This is a genomic window from Bdellovibrio sp. HCB-110, from assembly GCF_047323225.1.
GTDB lineage: Bacteria > Bdellovibrionota > Bdellovibrionia > Bdellovibrionales > Bdellovibrionaceae > Bdellovibrio.
The window spans coordinates 2,662,395-2,676,627 of the sequence record NZ_CP178750.1; the positions used below are offsets into that span (position 1 = coordinate 2,662,395).

A 14,233-nucleotide genomic window follows, 5' to 3' on the forward strand; every position below is an offset into this window, starting at 1 on the left:
TCCTGTCGGGGGCTAGAAAACCCCGTCTGTTAAACCCAATTTTTGACAACCCAGGAACTATGCCAGATCGGTAATAAAAAGCAACGCTCCGAACGCCCAGAAAGGTGCCAGGGGATATTTTGCGTCTATAGCGCGTCATTGCTTAACGCAGCGTAGACGCAAAATATCCCCTGGCACCTTTTTACCGTTTTACATTCTTGTTTAGCGAATATTGGCGCTCTTGGGGAAAAGGGGGCTCAGATGCAATTAAAGGGGGTTTTATTGCCTGTTTCCTTGGCAGAGGTGTTGCTCCTGCTTCATCCGAATATAATCGTGGAGATTTTAATATGAAGTTCTTAGGCACCCTCTCGTTTGTTGTCCTAGCCTCGCTGGGAGCCCAGGCCCAGTCTGCGGCCACTCAATGGCGTATCACTCAGCCCACTTGGACCGACCTGCATGAACGTCAGTTCGGAGAGTTCGTGACCCGTATCGGTGAAGCCGTTGAAAAACGCCAATGCTGGAAGGTCGACAACTGCCTTCAGAGCTCTGCGAATCCTTATTATAATTCCGACCCTGCGGGACTTAAATATTTCGCCGACTGTGCGGATTTGCCTTATTACCTTCGCGGCTATTTCGCATGGAAAAACGGTTTGCCGTTTTCTATCGTAAGCGAAGTCAAAGCGAATTTGGAACCGGGACAAGACCCTAAAACTATTAAAGACGTTCGTTACACGACACTGGGTAACTACGTGAACAAACGTTATGACGTTCTGACTAAGAACGGTATTTTCAAAAACACTTATCCTAATGCCCTTGAAATTCTGAACGACATCGTTCCGGGCCTTACCTTCTCTGCAACATTCCGTATGCCAGGCGATGTGGATCAAGATCTTTTCACGGACTTCTACCCTGCTAAGATTGATCGCAACAGCATTCGCCCGGGAACTGTGATCTATGATCCCAACGGACACGTAGCGATTATTTATAAAGTCGCTGACGACGGTCGTATTTTCTATATCGATGCTCACCCTGACAACTCTTTGACGATGGGGATGTTCACCCCGAAGTTTGTGCGCAGTAAACCTGCGCAAGGTGCGGGCTTTAAAAACTTCCGTCCATTGGCATTGGTTGATGCGAAAGTGGATTTTTCAGGATCTTATACCGGAGGAAGAATCGTTGCGGCTCAAAACTATCAACTGCCTTCTTTCGGAACTGAACAATTCTACGGCACACAACCTGATTCTGCAGGTTGGAGCAAAGGAAAGTTCATCATCGGCGGCCAACAAGTCACATTCTATGACTATGTTCGCATGAGCTTGATGCAAGGTGATCTGCACATTGATCCGATCAAAGATATGGCGCAGTTAACTGATGATATCTGCGTGAGCTTAAAAGACCGTGTGGACGCTGTTGAGGCGGCTCGCACTTCTGGCGTTTACATGAAACCTCATCCAGAAAAATTGCCAGCAAATATCTATGGTGCCGAGGGAGAGTGGGAAGCTTATGCAACTCCATCTCGTGATGCCCGTTTGAAAGTGGCGTTTATTGATTTGCTCAACCAAACGAAAGCCAATATCGAACGCTATAAAAGAAGAGATCCAGCGATCAAGTATTCCGGCGGAAACTTGGCTGCGGACTTGTTTGCGATGTATGCCCAGAAAGCTCAAGCATGTCAGTTCTCTTACACGACGACAAATGGTCTGACTGTAAGAATGAATTTGGAAGCTGCCCGCCAAAGACTTTTTGCGATGAGTTTTGACCCTTACCACTGTATCGAAAATCGTTGGGGCGCAAGAATGGAGCAAGAACTTGCCGCTTGCACGGACGACGACAACAAACGTGCATGGTACGAAAAAGAAAAATGGTTGCGCAACCAACCAGAGCGTAAATATGACGCCCGCATGGACTACTCTCTTGAAGAGATCACGGGTCCCATGCCAGGCGGAGTAGGCATCGACGCCCCACCTGACGTTGATATCGTGGGCTATCTCAAATCTCAACGTTAAGACAAATTCCTCACATTCCCGCAGCGAGACGCTCATTCCCGCGTCTCGTTTATTTTAAGTTTTTTGGTTCCTAAGCTTATAGATGTTTAATGAAAGTTTGCTTTAGAGCAACTCTGAACTCACCGATGCATTTACCATCGGCAAAGGAGTTGCCCATGAAGCGATTAAGTCTTAAAGCACGTTTCTTGTTGATTTTCGCACTTTGTATTTTCAGTATTCAGGGATTCAATTACATTCAGTTCCAAAAATCCCTCACGACACAGCGACAACATATCGTCGACAATTTCAACCTGCATTCAGAAACACTGGCGTCGTCAATAGCTACTCAGTTTTATGAGCGCTACGGGGATGTTCAGGCTTTCGCCAAAAATGATGTCCTCACCAGCGCAGACAAAGCACGTATCACTGAAACTCTGAATTCCTATGTCGCTCTTTACGGCATTTACGATCTTATCCTTTTTGTCTCTGTCGACGGAACTTTGATGGCCGTCAACAACCAAGATTCCAAAGGACAGGCCATAGACTCTCAGGGACTGTATAAGCTCAACTTCTCCTCCCAGGAGTGGTTTCAAAAAGTGATGGCCGGACAAACCACGGATGATCCAGGCAAGGGATTTAAAGGAACCTATGTCGAACAACCACAAGTGGATTTCTTTATACAACAAGTTTACAAAGAAGAACGTCGCGCCAACAGTTTCAGCTCTATCGTCAAAGATTCGCACGGCAAGGTCCTAGGAGTTCTTTCCAATCGTGCTAATTTCAAATGGGTCGAAGACGAACTGAATTCCGCTTTTCACAATCACAAATCCAAAGGACTCTCTTCAATTTTATTGACGCTGATTGGTCCTGAGGGAAATGAGATCACGCTCAGTTCAGATGACAAAACACTGCAACCGCAAAGTAAAAACTTACAGTCTTTTGAACCCGTCCAGAACATTCGCAAAAAAAACAATGGCGTCTATCAAGGCTTTGATCCTCGCCGCGAAGGTGTTGAGCAAGTTGTTGGTTACAGCTTTTTAGAACACGGAAAATTCGTCTCGGACTTAAAATGGGGTATTATGGTTCAAGCCAACTCCAAAGATTTATTTGCCGGCCTTATTTCCGCAAACACATATTTCTTAATCGGCCTGTTTTCTTTTACGTCCATAGCCCTTGTTCTATGTTGGATCGTGATAAGCTCATTAGCAAAACGCATTCAAAGTATCACCTTACGAATCGCTGAAAACACCGTGGATGTGGCTTCCTCCAGCGAGCAAGTCAGCTTAGCCAGCCAGACGATTTCAAAAGGCTCAGTTGAATCCGCCGCCTCTATTGAAACATCTGTTGCTTGCATGGAAGAAATTTCTTCTGTAACTAAGAAAAATAATGAAAGCGCAGAGAATGCGGCCCTGCTCTCACAAGATTGCCAAGGAAAAGCCAAGGTCAGCAGCGATGTTTTAACTGACCTCAGAGTTTCCATTCAACAAATCCACGCCTCTTCCAAAGAAATTGCTGAGATCACAACGGTCATTGAAGATATTGCCTTTCAAACAAATCTCTTGGCTTTAAATGCTGCGGTCGAAGCCGCTCGTGCTGGAGAGCAAGGTAAAGGATTTGCAGTCGTCGCCGACGCGGTTAGAACCCTGGCCTCGCGCAGTTCTGACGCCGCAAAAAATATCAGCCAACTTATTTCCAAAAGTGCCGACATCGTAAGTTTAGGAACAAAGAAGGCAGAGGAAACAGAATCCGCCATCAAATCGATGATTCAGTTGATTGAAAAGATCGCGTTCCTAAATCAAGAAATCTCTCAGGCTTCCCGCGAACAAAACATCGGCATTCAGCAATTTGGCAAAACCATGAACGAAATTGATTCCGCCTCTCAGGGCAATGCCTCCGTGGCGGAAGAACTTTCTGCGACGGCGGAAGTAATGATGCTCAAATCACAAACTTTAAAAACAGTGACGGACGAGCTTGAAAACGTCGTTAACGGGGAAAGGTCTCAGATCAAAGAAATATTTCACATGCACGAAGAAGTGAAACGACCTTTCCTAGCAACTAAAAGAAAAGCCTTGTCTTAGATTGGCACGGTCCAACCGTTGTATCTTTGAACTTCTTCAGAGATATCGGCACCCAGCTCCACATGGCGATAGCTGTTCGGAGAATCCCAGATTTTCTTCACAAGCTTATTCATCACATCGTGGCCGGCTTTATAAAGAACCACATGCCCCATCATCGGCATTTCCAAAGTCACAAGGTCCCCTAAGGCATCCAAGGCTTTGTGACGAACGAACTCGTCTTCCCAGCGAAGACCTTCGGGATTGATGATAGCTTCATGATCTAAAACGATACAGTTATCAAGACTGCCGCCTTTAGCAAGACCGCGAGACTTTAAAGCCTCCACGTCCTTCATAAAACCAAAAGTTCGGGCGCCCGCAACATCGCGGCCGAAGGACTGTTCGTTGATATCCAGATCAATAGTTTGTTTTCCGATTTTTGGATGAGGAAAATCAATAGTCACTGTCAAACGAAGTCCATGATAAGGGACGACATAGGCGTGCTTTTCCCCTTCGCTAAAATAGATCGGCTCTGTGATATAGCAATATTTGCGAGGCTGATCTTGCTCTACAATACCCACATCCAAAAGAGCTTTTAAGAAATCGCGGGCACTGCCATCCCCGATAGGAATTTCCGGTCCATCAAGTTCAATAAATAAATTATCAATACGAAGAGCAGATAAAGCGGAAAGACAGTGTTCGATAGTTGCGACTGAAAAAGCCCCGCCACCAATCGTAGTTTGATGAGACGTCGCCTGAACATTTTTAGCTGTGACTTTTAAAGAAGGGCTGCCTGGAAGATCGTTGCGGATAAAGTATACACCTGTATCCGCCGGAGCCGGTCTGAATGTGAGAGTGCAAGGGTCACCGGAGTGAATCCCGATACCATGAACAACTGTCTTTTTACGGATCGTTTTCTGTAAAAACATACTAGTTAGACATTACTCTAACTAGCCTATCTTCGCAATGCGCATTTGCCCGACAACATCGCCCTTCCAGTTTGTGACCGAAGGTTGAGTGTACTTTGCTAGCGCTTTGAACTCTGTCTCATTGAGACCGCCTAATTGGAGTAATAACGAAGCTGCCGCGACCTGAGCCGCGCGACTCGCACCATCGGAGGCCTTGATTGCGAAGGCGACTCTTTTTTCTGGAAGAACTCCACAGAACACACCTTCGGCTCCGCCCTTCACGATGGCTCGCCCCTGTGACTTTTCAATCACAGCTGTGGCGAAATTGTCACTGCCTGAGATGTAAAACGGAAAAGACCTCACAGCTCGCAAAATGCGCTCGGCTGCGGCTTTTCGCGCGGGAGTTTCTTTGGGATTGATAAGTGAAGACATCCCTACGGCCATGGATTGAAGAGGAACTGCATAAGTCGGAATTCCACATCCATCAACACCATAAGCGGTCTTTGAATGATCAAAACGCATGGTCTCAGTAAGAACTTTGCGCAGGCGTTTCTGCGCATTGTGCTCATACTTTTCATAGCCCGCGGGGTCTTCCCCCAAATGCAGGCATGTTGTGATAATGGCAGAATGTTTTCCAGCACAATTGTTACAAAGCACGGTGGGTTTCTGACCTTTACGAATCATGTCGTGAGCACTGGCCTCATCATAAGGAAGATGGGGACCACACACGTAGGCTGATTCTTTGATCGAAACTTTTTCCATCCACTGCTGAAGAGCCGCCAGATGGTCTTTCTCTCCACGATGAGAGGCGCATGCCAATGCAATCAACTTATCATCTAAACCATATTTATCTGCGGCACCGGATTCGATCAGGGGCAATGTCTGAAGCATTTTAATTGCACTTCGAGGCATTGTTAAAAACTGGGGATTCCCCCAATACTGACTGACGTTGCCGATCTCGTTCACGACAACGGCCATGACACTATGAAGGGACTCCACGACCGGGCCCCTTAACACTTCAACAACCAACGGTTGCTTGGAAGCCATATTATTTCTCCGACATTAATACTGTATTCTTCGCAAACTCAGTAATAACACGTCCACGCTGAGTTTTTTGAATAAAGCCTTCTTGAATTAAGAACGGCTCGTAGACCTCTTCAAGAGTGTCTCTCTCTTCACTGAGGGCCGCTGCTATTGTATCAATACCAACAGGGCCACCGTTATACTTTTCTTGAATCAGGCTCAAAATACGACGGTCCATAAGATCCAGACCATATTGATCCACTCCCAACTGGTTGAGAGCATAAACAGCGATGTCTTTTGAAATAGTTCCGTCGCCTTTTACTTGGGCATAATCGCGAACACGCTTCAGTAATCTATTCGCCACACGAGGAGTGCCGCGGGAACGACGAGCCACTTCTTCAGCGCCTTCATGATTCATTTTCACTTTGAGAATTTCTGCGGATCTCATCAAAATTTGTTGAAGAGCATCCTTATCATAGAACTGCAAACGTTCCACAATCCCGAAGCGATCTCGGAATGGCGGATTTAAAAGTCCTGCACGAGTTGTCGCCCCCACCAAAGTGAATGGTGCCAACTGAAACTTCATCGAACGCGCCCCCAGGCCTTCACCTGTCACGATGTCGATGTAATAGTCTTCCATCGCCGTATAAAGATACTCCTCCACATGACGACTCAGGCGATGAATTTCATCAATAAATAAAACCGAGTGAGGTTTGAGCGAAGTCAAAACCGCTGCCAAATCGCCTTTTTTGTCGATGGCCGGCGCTGAGGTCATTTTGATTTCTGCGCCCATGTCGTTGGCGATAATTTTCGACAATGTCGTTTTTCCCAACCCCGGAGGACCACAAAGCAAAACGTGATCCAAGGATTCGCCACGATGTTTGGCCGCCGCCACGAAAACTTTTAATTTTTCCTTAACGTCCGTTTGACCGGGAAAGTCTTCAAACTTCTGCGGGCGCAGTTCGTTTTCCCAACTCTTTTCCCCTTCAACCGGATCGCCTTCCAGAATACGACTCATGACAAGCTCCCTGAAAGAGTTTGCAGTCCTTTACGAACGCCCTCTTCCAAAGACATATCCGTCGGCAACGTTGAAACGAATTGATCCACCAACTGAGATTTGTAACCCAAATTGAGCAATGCCGATGTGATCTGCGTGTGCGCTTCGGATTTTCCCTTGATTGTTTCTTCGATAGAAACCAATTTGCCTTTAAGGGTCAGAATGATTTGCTCTGCGGTTTTTTTACCCACTTTAGGAAGGCTTGAAAGGCCTTTGGCATTTCCGGCTTCAATCATTTCTTGAATTTGCGCCGGACGACCGCCTGAAAGAATGCTTAACGCCATCTTCGGGCCCACACCGTTCACTTTCAAAAGAGACAAGAAAAGATTTTTTTCTTCTTTCGAATGAAAACCAAAAAGATTCAAAGCATCTTCACGGACATGAGTGTGAATCCAAACGATGATGTCTTTTCCCAAAAGAGATTGCAGATCAATCAAAGTATTTGAAGAAGCATGGATTTCGTAACCCACCCCTTGCACGTCAATCAAAGCAGTGTCATTTAAGACTTCAATAATTTTTCCACGCAAATAACCGATCATAAACTCACCGCTCTCTCAAGAATCGCTTTCTTTTTTAATTCAAAGGCATGGTGACAAGCCATCGCCAAGGCATCAGAGGCGTCAATGCGATTGATCACCTTGATGTTCAAGACGGCTTTCAAAATAGCTTGCACGTCTTCTTTCGAAGCGCCGCCACTCCCCGTCACGCCTTTTTTAACCACACGAGTGGCATACTCATAAACGGCCGCATCCCCCAAACCCGCTTCGTACATCACAACACCGCGAGCATGACCCAGCTTAAAAGCACTGTCGGCATTTTTACCCAAGAAGATTTTTTCAATCACCACTTGGTGAGGTTTGTATTTCTCCATAACCTCACGGAACGCAGAGCCCAGTTCTTTCATGCGGTGGGGAAAGGCTTGGTCGGCATCAAGCAAAATCACACCGTGATTGATATGCTCAATCTTTCCGTTCGTCACTCGAACGACGCCAAAACCAGTAATGCGGGAACCGGGGTCTACCCCGAGAATCGTCAATGACATCAAAACACCCATCCGTCGCCCTTATTTGAAGCTGAAGCTATTGCTTAGTCAATAAATCTGCTCTAGAATTTCCTCATGCCTAAAATAGAAGCGAGCACAGTTGAAAAGTACCAATTGATTCTTGAGAAAGATCCGAACTCTCAGGTTTTCGCGCCGTTGGCTGAGGCCTATCGCGAAATGAAGATGCTTCAAGAGGCGCAAAAAGTTGTGACTGCAGGCGTTCAACGCCACCCGCAATTTGTCGGCGGACTGGTCACTTACGCCAAGATTATGCGCGATCTGGGACAGTTGGGCAAAGCCCTGGATGCCTTAAAGAGAGCGACTTCCCTGGCGCCCGAGAATATTTTAGCGCATCAATTGTTGGCGGAAGTTCAGCTTGCCAGCAAGAATCCGAAGGATGCTCTTAAAGCCTTTAAAATGGTTTTATTTTTAAATCCAAATTCCCAATCCGCACAAAAAGCGGTTCAGAAGTTGGAATCTTTGACGGCGGATGAATACGACGAAGAAGTATTTGCGATGTCAAAACTTCCCGACGTTCATTTCGATAAAGCGCCTCCGGCACCTGTAACTAAATCAGAACCTGTGATGATGGTGCCACCTCAACCAACGACTCCAAGCAAAGCCATGGAGCGCATGCTTTCTTTGATTGATGCCTTTATCGTGCGCAATGATTTGGAAAAAGCCCATGCTCTTTTAAAAGACACGCGCATTGAGTTTGGAGATCATCCGGAAATTCAAAGACGCATGAAGACCCTGCAAGTTCGTTACAACGACACGGATGAGGCCACACCTTTGCGCCCACTTCAACCTCGCGACAAACTGGTGCGCGAAAAGAAGTTGGAAGTTCTCGATATGATGCTTCGCAATATCGAAACTTACCGTTCTCAGGGGATTTGACCTAACAATAGAAAATTCCGAGTTCAATTGGGGCATTGCATGAATCATCAATTTCCTATGAATATTATCGTGAGGGAAGTTGCAAAAAGTGATGCAACTGGAATCGCCCAAAATATTTCTTTGCGACCTCAATCAGAAATCGAATACACCACAAAGCTTATTTCGCAAGAGATCGAGGCTTTAGAAGCAAACCCAAATTCAAAAATTTTCGTTGCCTGTGTAAATAATGAAGTCGTGGGCTTCGCCAGAGCATTATCATCTTATCGGTTGCAGTGGCTTAAAAATATGGGGGTTGAATATTTTTATTCATTTACCAACTCTGAGAATCTCGCCTCTTTGCAAATGCACAAAGCTTTTGGCTTCGAAGAAGTCATGACCAATTCGGGCTTCTTGAATGTAAACTACACCACCGGAACGGGTGTGCTTTTCAGAATTAAAATTTTATAGTTAGATTTCTTCATTTTGATAATGTTATTTCTGTTGACGCTTCTTTTGACGTTTTAATTGCCTTTCTATCAAAATAAAAAGATTTCATCGCGATCCTTCGTGCATAACCTACATAATCCTCCTATTGATCCTGTCATGACTTTTACATCGCTGTTTTTCTAAGTTCTCGCATCACACTTTCATTTGGGAAAATGTAGAAAAAGCGAATTTTAAAAACCATGGTACAACTCTTTCGAAACGGATCACAACCGTAGCGGAGGTGAAAAATGAATCTTAAAATGCTTTCGAATTCAGAACTGATGAATCGTTTTGGAAAGCTGGTACAAACAGAGAGAAAAATTACTCATTTGGTTTTGGAGTGTATTGCCGAAATTGACACTCGCAAGATTTATCTAGAGCGAGCCTATCCAAGTCTTTATGAGTTCTTGGTGAAAGAGTTTGGATATAGTCCCTCTGCTGCCGTTCGCAGAATTGAATCTGCACGACTACTACGCGAGGTTCCTGAGATTTCTATTAAAATTGAAGATGGATCTTTGAATTTGTCACAACTTTCTAAAATTCAACAGGCAGTTCGCGCCGTCCAAAAGGTCGAATCACGCAAAGTGAATACCGAGGAAAAACGAGAGCTTTTACTTAAGATTGAAAATACGACGCAGGATCAAACGGAGTTGATCTTATCCCAGGAACTGGCGCTTCCGATTTTTCAGGAGGAACGAGAAAAGGTTCATCGTGATGAGTCTGTTACTCTGACCGTTTCATTTTCTAAGGAGCAGATGGCTTTGCTGGAGCAAGTCAAAGACTTACTCTCTCACTGCGTGTCTGACAACAAATGGGCAGAGGTCATCACTTATCTTGCTAAGAAAGAAGTTCAAAAACGAACTCAACTAAAGCGACCTCCCCTTAAAGAGGAGCAAAAAACGAAAGAGACGATGCACGCGAAAACACAAAGAAAAAGTCTTAGCCCGAATTTACGGAAAAGTATTTTCATACGTGATCAATGCTGCCAGTACAAGGACCCACAAACGAATAGAGTTTGTGGTAGCAAAAAGTTTTTAGAAATTGATCATATTAAACCGATTTGGGCGAATGGAAACAACAGTCCATCGAATTTAAGAGTTCTTTGCTCTGAACACAATGTTTTTAGATACAGAAAACAATCCGGCTTACACCCGCTACGGAGGTAAAAGTTCTTCATGCGGAGGGAGACGAAAAAAACTTCAAAGATCGCCCTCCGCCAATTCAGAAAAAATCTTTTTCAAAATCGAAGACTGTCGGGTCCAGTAACCTTCATTACTCTGCCAACCAAGAATATTTACGCTTACCGATCTGTGTGCAAGTGAGTTGGACCAACTCGTTTCGTGTGTTTTTGCAATAGCCGGATGTTCCCACCTGAACTTGTTGAGCGCCTAGCAATTTTCCCAACATGGTGTCAGGGCCTACACAAGCCTTGTTTTCAAAGTCTTTGCACTGAGGATAGACCGCTTTTTTACGTCGTGAATCGACAAAAGAATACATATTCGCCGTCGGACCAAAGAAGGAATCCCAAAGACCGATGCTGATCACTTGATTGCCTTTGATAGCCAAATACTGATTCTGTCTTAATTGAGGCCTTACTTCCTTGACGAAATACTTTTGCAAATCTTCCGTGTCGCTTGTTGCCGAGCATGCTGTATTATCATACTCGATGGAAACGCCCGTCGCTCTCATCGTCGGAAGTAAAACTCTGTCGATGTAGAACTTGGTTTGTTCACTGCTACTCCAGTGACCGACATATCCCAGAATCACTTTTTTGCTGACATGTTTTGGAAGCTCCAAAGGACTGTAGTCACTGGCCTTCTCGCGGACATCCCACCAATCACATTTATTTTGCTTGATCAGACGATTGAGCCACTCATTGCAGCCCATTCTGTAATATTTCATTTCAGAGCGAATGACCGTGTCTATTTCACAAATACAAGTGTCGGCTTTGGCCATGGAAGATAGGCCAAGAATACAAATCACCGCAGACAAGATACTTTGCATTTTCATAAACGCTCCCAAGATTTAAAAGTTTCAAGTTCTGAGAAATGCAAGACGAAGACCAATCACATTTTTGTTGGATTGAATTGAGGTGTATTAGGCCGTTCGCTGAGAGAAAACCGATATTATTCTTTTAACAGCGGGACAAAATACGCACTACGCTCGGCTTTCTTCTGCTCAACAAAATTCGTCAACGCCAAGGAAAAAGCATCTTCAGATTCTATATATATCCTCTAAACCGGATTGGATATTGCAGCTTTTTTCCAAACGAAGGATGGGTTTGCTATGTCTCATTTTAAGACAGTCTCCAACAAAGTTTTACGAAGCATTTTTTTCGGCGTTTTATCCCTGAGCATAACCTCTAACGCCTTTGCGTTTGTCGACATGGAAACGCGTAAACCCGTTGAAATGGAAGACGGAATCCTGACTCCTTTCTGGGCGCAAGAATATATTGGTGCGGATCTTGTGAAAATGGAAATGAAAACCCTGCCAAACTTGCATCGCATCCCTTTTGCCGTTTACGACTCGGGCTTTGAGAAAAAACACATTCGCCTATCCTTTGATATTCCTGTCGATACGTCCTTTAACGGCAATCGCCCTGTGAAAGGTCATCACGGAACCAGTGTTGCGAATCTTATTAACGGCACTGGCATGATGTCCGTTTCTGAAATCGTCGACTATGTTCACTTGAAAAGAGTTTCTCCCGCGGTTTTCTATTTTGGCGTGGTGAAAGAGATGCAAAGTCTTCCACTGAAACCTCAAGTTATTTCTAATTCCATGGGATGGACATCACCCCGAGTTCTGGAACTCGCCCAGCAAGTCGATCAAATGGGTATCATTTGGGTGATGGCCTCTGGAAATGATCACCCAGAAAAAATCGTAGAACATGAAAGAATCGCGCCGGTGATCGCTGTGGGTTCTTATTCTCCCCGCGGCCTGCAAACTCGCTCTTCGCAAGAATCCGATCAACTCGATATTCTGGCTCCTGCAGATGAGTACCAAGCTTCTATTGACGGCAACGGTGCGGAAACACTTTTTGGCGGAACCAGTGGCGCGACACCTTTGGTTTCAGGATCTATTGCCAATATCAAATCTCTTCTTCCGGGTCTTACTCGCCAACAAGTGGAAAGCCTGATGAAACGCACGGCCATACGCTCTTTGCATAGCTATTACTCCCCGACAAATAAGACAGGACTTTTTAATGCTTATAAAATGTTTCATGTGGCCTTGAGATTAAAAAATATTTGCGGCGACGATGGCGTTTGTCTGCAAAAAGAAATCGACCAAAGAAAAAACTACGCCTTTATTCCAGAGAACTTGGACACAAAATCTTTGATGGCTTGCCAAAACAAAGAAGCTCTACCCAAAAACTCTATGGAAAATCTTCGTCGTAATTTTTTGCTCAACGCCAATAACACCGCGTATGCACGCCTTCTCTCTTGCGCTTATCGCAACGAGGGATTTAGCATCAATGCGGACTATTATGAAAATATGGCGCTGATCTATGACTCTCCCGGAAAGCTTCAAGAAAAAATCCAAAGGGCGGCCGTTAAAGCCGTCGAACAAAGATATTTAGAAAGTGCCGCAATAAGAGACGCGGAAATCCTCAACGACTCTTACAAAGAAGCTCTTTTAAAAGCCATTGCTGAAGATTCCGGCATCGGCGCCCATCGCGCCAAAGAGCTTCTTCAAATTTACGAGAATACTCCGAAAGTTCGCCCTCTCGGTTTATAGTTTTTCGTCAGTTCCCCAAGACCATTTTGGTTTCTCCCCTTTACGATAACAGAGGGCGACCAAAGCGATCGTCAAAGGGATCGTTATCAGAGAAAAGATAAGAACGGAAAAATTCTCTTTCTCCGTAAGGATGGGATAAAGAGAGACCAATCCCGTGTAGATTAAAATCGCCAACCAACCCTGCACATTGTTTGGCGTCCAACCCCAACCGTATTTTTTCCGTTTAAACCACATTGTCTGAGCTGTTTGACTGGATTTCATTGATCACCTCATGACGTCCCGCATAGCCTCCCGGCCATACCGTCTTAAATACTCCAATACCTCTTGATAGAGAAGAAACGACGCAAACGACTATCTAACGCGCCAAGACTAGCGATCTGAAAGAGCCCAATGTTGACCAAATACAACCAGTTAGGCCAATATGGCCCTTCTGCAGTTTTAATATAACAAGGATTATACAATGTACGAAACGTCGGATTTTAAAAAAGGTCTTAAAATCATGATCGAGGGGAAACCCTACGTGATCGTGGATTTCCAACACGTGAAACCAGGTAAAGGAAATCAATTCACTCGCACAAAACTTAGAAACATGCTGACTGGCCAAAACTTGGAATCGACTTTCAAATCTGGCGAAAAATTTGAAGTACCTAACGTTGAAAATAAAGAGATGACTTATCTTTATAAAGACGACAGCGGTTACAACTTCATGTCTCCTGAGTCTTACGAGCAAATCGCAATGTCTGAAGACGACTTGGGCGAATCTAAATACTACCTAACTGAAAATTTGAAAGTTGTGATCTTGTTCTACAACGAAAAAGCCGTCGCTTGTGACGTTCCTAAAGCGGTAAACCTGACTGTGGCTCAAACAGACCCAGGCATCAAAGGGGACCGTGTTACTGGCGCGACTAAACCTGCGACTATGGAAACAGGCTTGTCTGTAAACGTTCCACTTCATATCAATGAAGGTGATGTCCTTCGTATTGACACCTCTTCAGGTGAATACGTCGAGCGCGTCAGCCAAAAATAAGACTAACGCCTAGTATTAAGTCTCCGCAACCACTCAATTTTATCGCAAAATAAAGTGATAG

Annotated in this window: 14 protein-coding genes; 7 read left to right on the plus strand and 7 right to left on the minus strand. The window is 44.9% G+C overall.

The window, feature by feature from the left end:
* Positions 1-326: 326 nt before the first annotated feature.
* Both ACL934_RS12670 and ACL934_RS12675 read left to right on the plus strand, forming a co-directional pair.
* Positions 327-1,985 (plus strand): hypothetical protein, encoded by a 1,659-nt coding sequence (locus ACL934_RS12670; RefSeq protein WP_374073904.1) that lies wholly within the window; start codon positions 327-329, stop codon positions 1,983-1,985.
* A 155-nt stretch (positions 1,986-2,140) separates the two neighbouring features.
* The gene (locus ACL934_RS12675; RefSeq protein WP_374073906.1) at positions 2,141-4,042 is read left to right on the plus strand and encodes a methyl-accepting chemotaxis protein; all 1,902 of its coding nucleotides are present in this window, start codon (positions 2,141-2,143) and stop codon (positions 4,040-4,042) included.
* Here ACL934_RS12675 and lpxC read toward each other — a convergent pair.
* The 5 genes from lpxC to ruvC are packed head-to-tail and all read right to left on the minus strand — an operon-like array spanning position 4,039 to position 8,060.
* Positions 4,039-4,947 carry a UDP-3-O-acyl-N-acetylglucosamine deacetylase gene (lpxC, locus tag ACL934_RS12680; protein WP_374073909.1) on the minus strand — a complete coding sequence of 303 codons (909 nt, stop codon included), beginning with the start codon at positions 4,945-4,947 and terminating at the stop codon, positions 4,039-4,041. The two genes, ACL934_RS12675 and lpxC, sit on opposite strands and share 4 nt — an antisense overlap.
* Positions 4,948-4,968: 21 nt before the next feature.
* Entirely contained in the window at positions 4,969-5,973 is a 1,005-nt protein-coding gene (locus ACL934_RS12685) for an asparaginase (protein ID WP_374073910.1), read from the minus strand.
* Position 5,974: 1 nt separating this feature from the next.
* Positions 5,975-6,967, minus strand: a complete 993-nt coding sequence (ruvB, locus tag ACL934_RS12690; RefSeq protein ID WP_374073912.1) for a Holliday junction branch migration DNA helicase RuvB — start codon at positions 6,965-6,967, stop codon at positions 5,975-5,977.
* Positions 6,964-7,545 carry a Holliday junction branch migration protein RuvA gene (gene ruvA, locus ACL934_RS12695; RefSeq protein ID WP_413612361.1) on the minus strand — a complete coding sequence of 194 codons (582 nt, stop codon included), beginning with the start codon at positions 7,543-7,545 and terminating at the stop codon, positions 6,964-6,966. The genes ruvB and ruvA overlap by 4 nt, the downstream gene beginning before the upstream one ends.
* On the minus strand, positions 7,542-8,060 hold the full coding sequence (ruvC, locus tag ACL934_RS12700) for a crossover junction endodeoxyribonuclease RuvC (RefSeq protein ID WP_374073914.1): 519 nt from the start codon (positions 8,058-8,060) through the stop codon (positions 7,542-7,544). The genes ruvA and ruvC overlap by 4 nt, the downstream gene beginning before the upstream one ends.
* A 63-nt stretch (positions 8,061-8,123) precedes the next feature.
* Here ruvC and ACL934_RS12705 point away from each other — a divergent pair, with 63 nt between their 5' ends.
* The 3 genes from ACL934_RS12705 to ACL934_RS12715 all read left to right on the plus strand — a co-directional run bounded on the left by ACL934_RS12705 (position 8,124) and on the right by ACL934_RS12715 (position 10,576).
* On the plus strand, positions 8,124-8,945 hold the full coding sequence (locus ACL934_RS12705; RefSeq protein WP_374073915.1) for a tetratricopeptide repeat protein: 822 nt from the start codon (positions 8,124-8,126) through the stop codon (positions 8,943-8,945).
* 39 nt (positions 8,946-8,984) lie between these two features.
* A complete protein-coding gene (locus ACL934_RS12710; RefSeq protein ID WP_374073916.1) occupies positions 8,985-9,392 on the plus strand; it encodes a GNAT family N-acetyltransferase in 408 nt (135 codons plus the stop codon).
* Positions 9,393-9,658: 266 nt separating this feature from the next.
* Complete coding sequence (locus ACL934_RS12715) at positions 9,659-10,576, plus strand: HNH endonuclease signature motif containing protein (protein WP_374073918.1); 918 nt, start codon at positions 9,659-9,661, stop codon at positions 10,574-10,576.
* Between the two features lie 106 nt (positions 10,577-10,682).
* Here the strand turns inward: ACL934_RS12715 and ACL934_RS12720 are convergent, their stop codons facing one another.
* Positions 10,683-11,420: a hypothetical protein gene (locus tag ACL934_RS12720; protein WP_374073920.1), complete on the minus strand. Its 738-nt coding sequence runs from the start codon at positions 11,418-11,420 to the stop codon at positions 10,683-10,685.
* 276 nt (positions 11,421-11,696) lie between these two features.
* Here ACL934_RS12720 and ACL934_RS12725 point away from each other — a divergent pair, with 276 nt between their 5' ends.
* Positions 11,697-13,145, plus strand: coding sequence for a S8/S53 family peptidase (locus tag ACL934_RS12725; RefSeq protein WP_374073922.1), 1,449 nt, complete (start codon positions 11,697-11,699; stop codon positions 13,143-13,145).
* Here ACL934_RS12725 and ACL934_RS12730 read toward each other — a convergent pair.
* Positions 13,140-13,406 carry a hypothetical protein gene (locus ACL934_RS12730; protein WP_374073923.1) on the minus strand — a complete coding sequence of 89 codons (267 nt, stop codon included), beginning with the start codon at positions 13,404-13,406 and terminating at the stop codon, positions 13,140-13,142. The two genes, ACL934_RS12725 and ACL934_RS12730, sit on opposite strands and share 6 nt — an antisense overlap.
* 199 nt (positions 13,407-13,605) lie before the next feature.
* On the opposite strand from ACL934_RS12730, the gene efp reads away from it, so the two are divergent.
* Entirely contained in the window at positions 13,606-14,172 is a 567-nt protein-coding gene (gene efp / locus ACL934_RS12735; RefSeq protein ID WP_295899963.1) for an elongation factor P, read from the plus strand.
* Positions 14,173-14,233: the final 61 nt, after the last annotated feature.

What these genes read in the sequence shown, in the direction of transcription:
- lpxC (WP_374073909.1), bottom strand. Translation starts at nt 4,947, where the DNA reads ATGTTTTTACAGAAAACGATCCGTAAAAAGACAGTTGTTCATGGTATC.
- ruvB (WP_374073912.1), bottom strand. Translation starts at nt 6,967, where the DNA reads ATGAGTCGTATTCTGGAAGGCGATCCGGTTGAAGGGGAAAAGAGTTGG.
- ACL934_RS12715 (WP_374073918.1), top strand. Translation starts at nt 9,659, where the DNA reads ATGAATCTTAAAATGCTTTCGAATTCAGAACTGATGAATCGTTTTGGA.
- ACL934_RS12670 (WP_374073904.1), top strand. Translation starts at nt 327, where the DNA reads ATGAAGTTCTTAGGCACCCTCTCGTTTGTTGTCCTAGCCTCGCTGGGA.
- ruvA (WP_413612361.1), bottom strand. Translation starts at nt 7,545, where the DNA reads ATGATCGGTTATTTGCGTGGAAAAATTATTGAAGTCTTAAATGACACT.
- ACL934_RS12725 (WP_374073922.1), top strand. Translation starts at nt 11,697, where the DNA reads ATGTCTCATTTTAAGACAGTCTCCAACAAAGTTTTACGAAGCATTTTT.
- efp (WP_295899963.1), top strand. Translation starts at nt 13,606, where the DNA reads ATGTACGAAACGTCGGATTTTAAAAAAGGTCTTAAAATCATGATCGAG.
- ruvC (WP_374073914.1), bottom strand. Translation starts at nt 8,060, where the DNA reads ATGGGTGTTTTGATGTCATTGACGATTCTCGGGGTAGACCCCGGTTCC.
- ACL934_RS12730 (WP_374073923.1), bottom strand. Translation starts at nt 13,406, where the DNA reads ATGAAATCCAGTCAAACAGCTCAGACAATGTGGTTTAAACGGAAAAAA.
- ACL934_RS12675 (WP_374073906.1), top strand. Translation starts at nt 2,141, where the DNA reads ATGAAGCGATTAAGTCTTAAAGCACGTTTCTTGTTGATTTTCGCACTT.
- ACL934_RS12705 (WP_374073915.1), top strand. Translation starts at nt 8,124, where the DNA reads ATGCCTAAAATAGAAGCGAGCACAGTTGAAAAGTACCAATTGATTCTT.
- ACL934_RS12720 (WP_374073920.1), bottom strand. Translation starts at nt 11,420, where the DNA reads ATGAAAATGCAAAGTATCTTGTCTGCGGTGATTTGTATTCTTGGCCTA.
- ACL934_RS12710 (WP_374073916.1), top strand. Translation starts at nt 8,985, where the DNA reads ATGAATCATCAATTTCCTATGAATATTATCGTGAGGGAAGTTGCAAAA.
- ACL934_RS12685 (WP_374073910.1), bottom strand. Translation starts at nt 5,973, where the DNA reads ATGGCTTCCAAGCAACCGTTGGTTGTTGAAGTGTTAAGGGGCCCGGTC.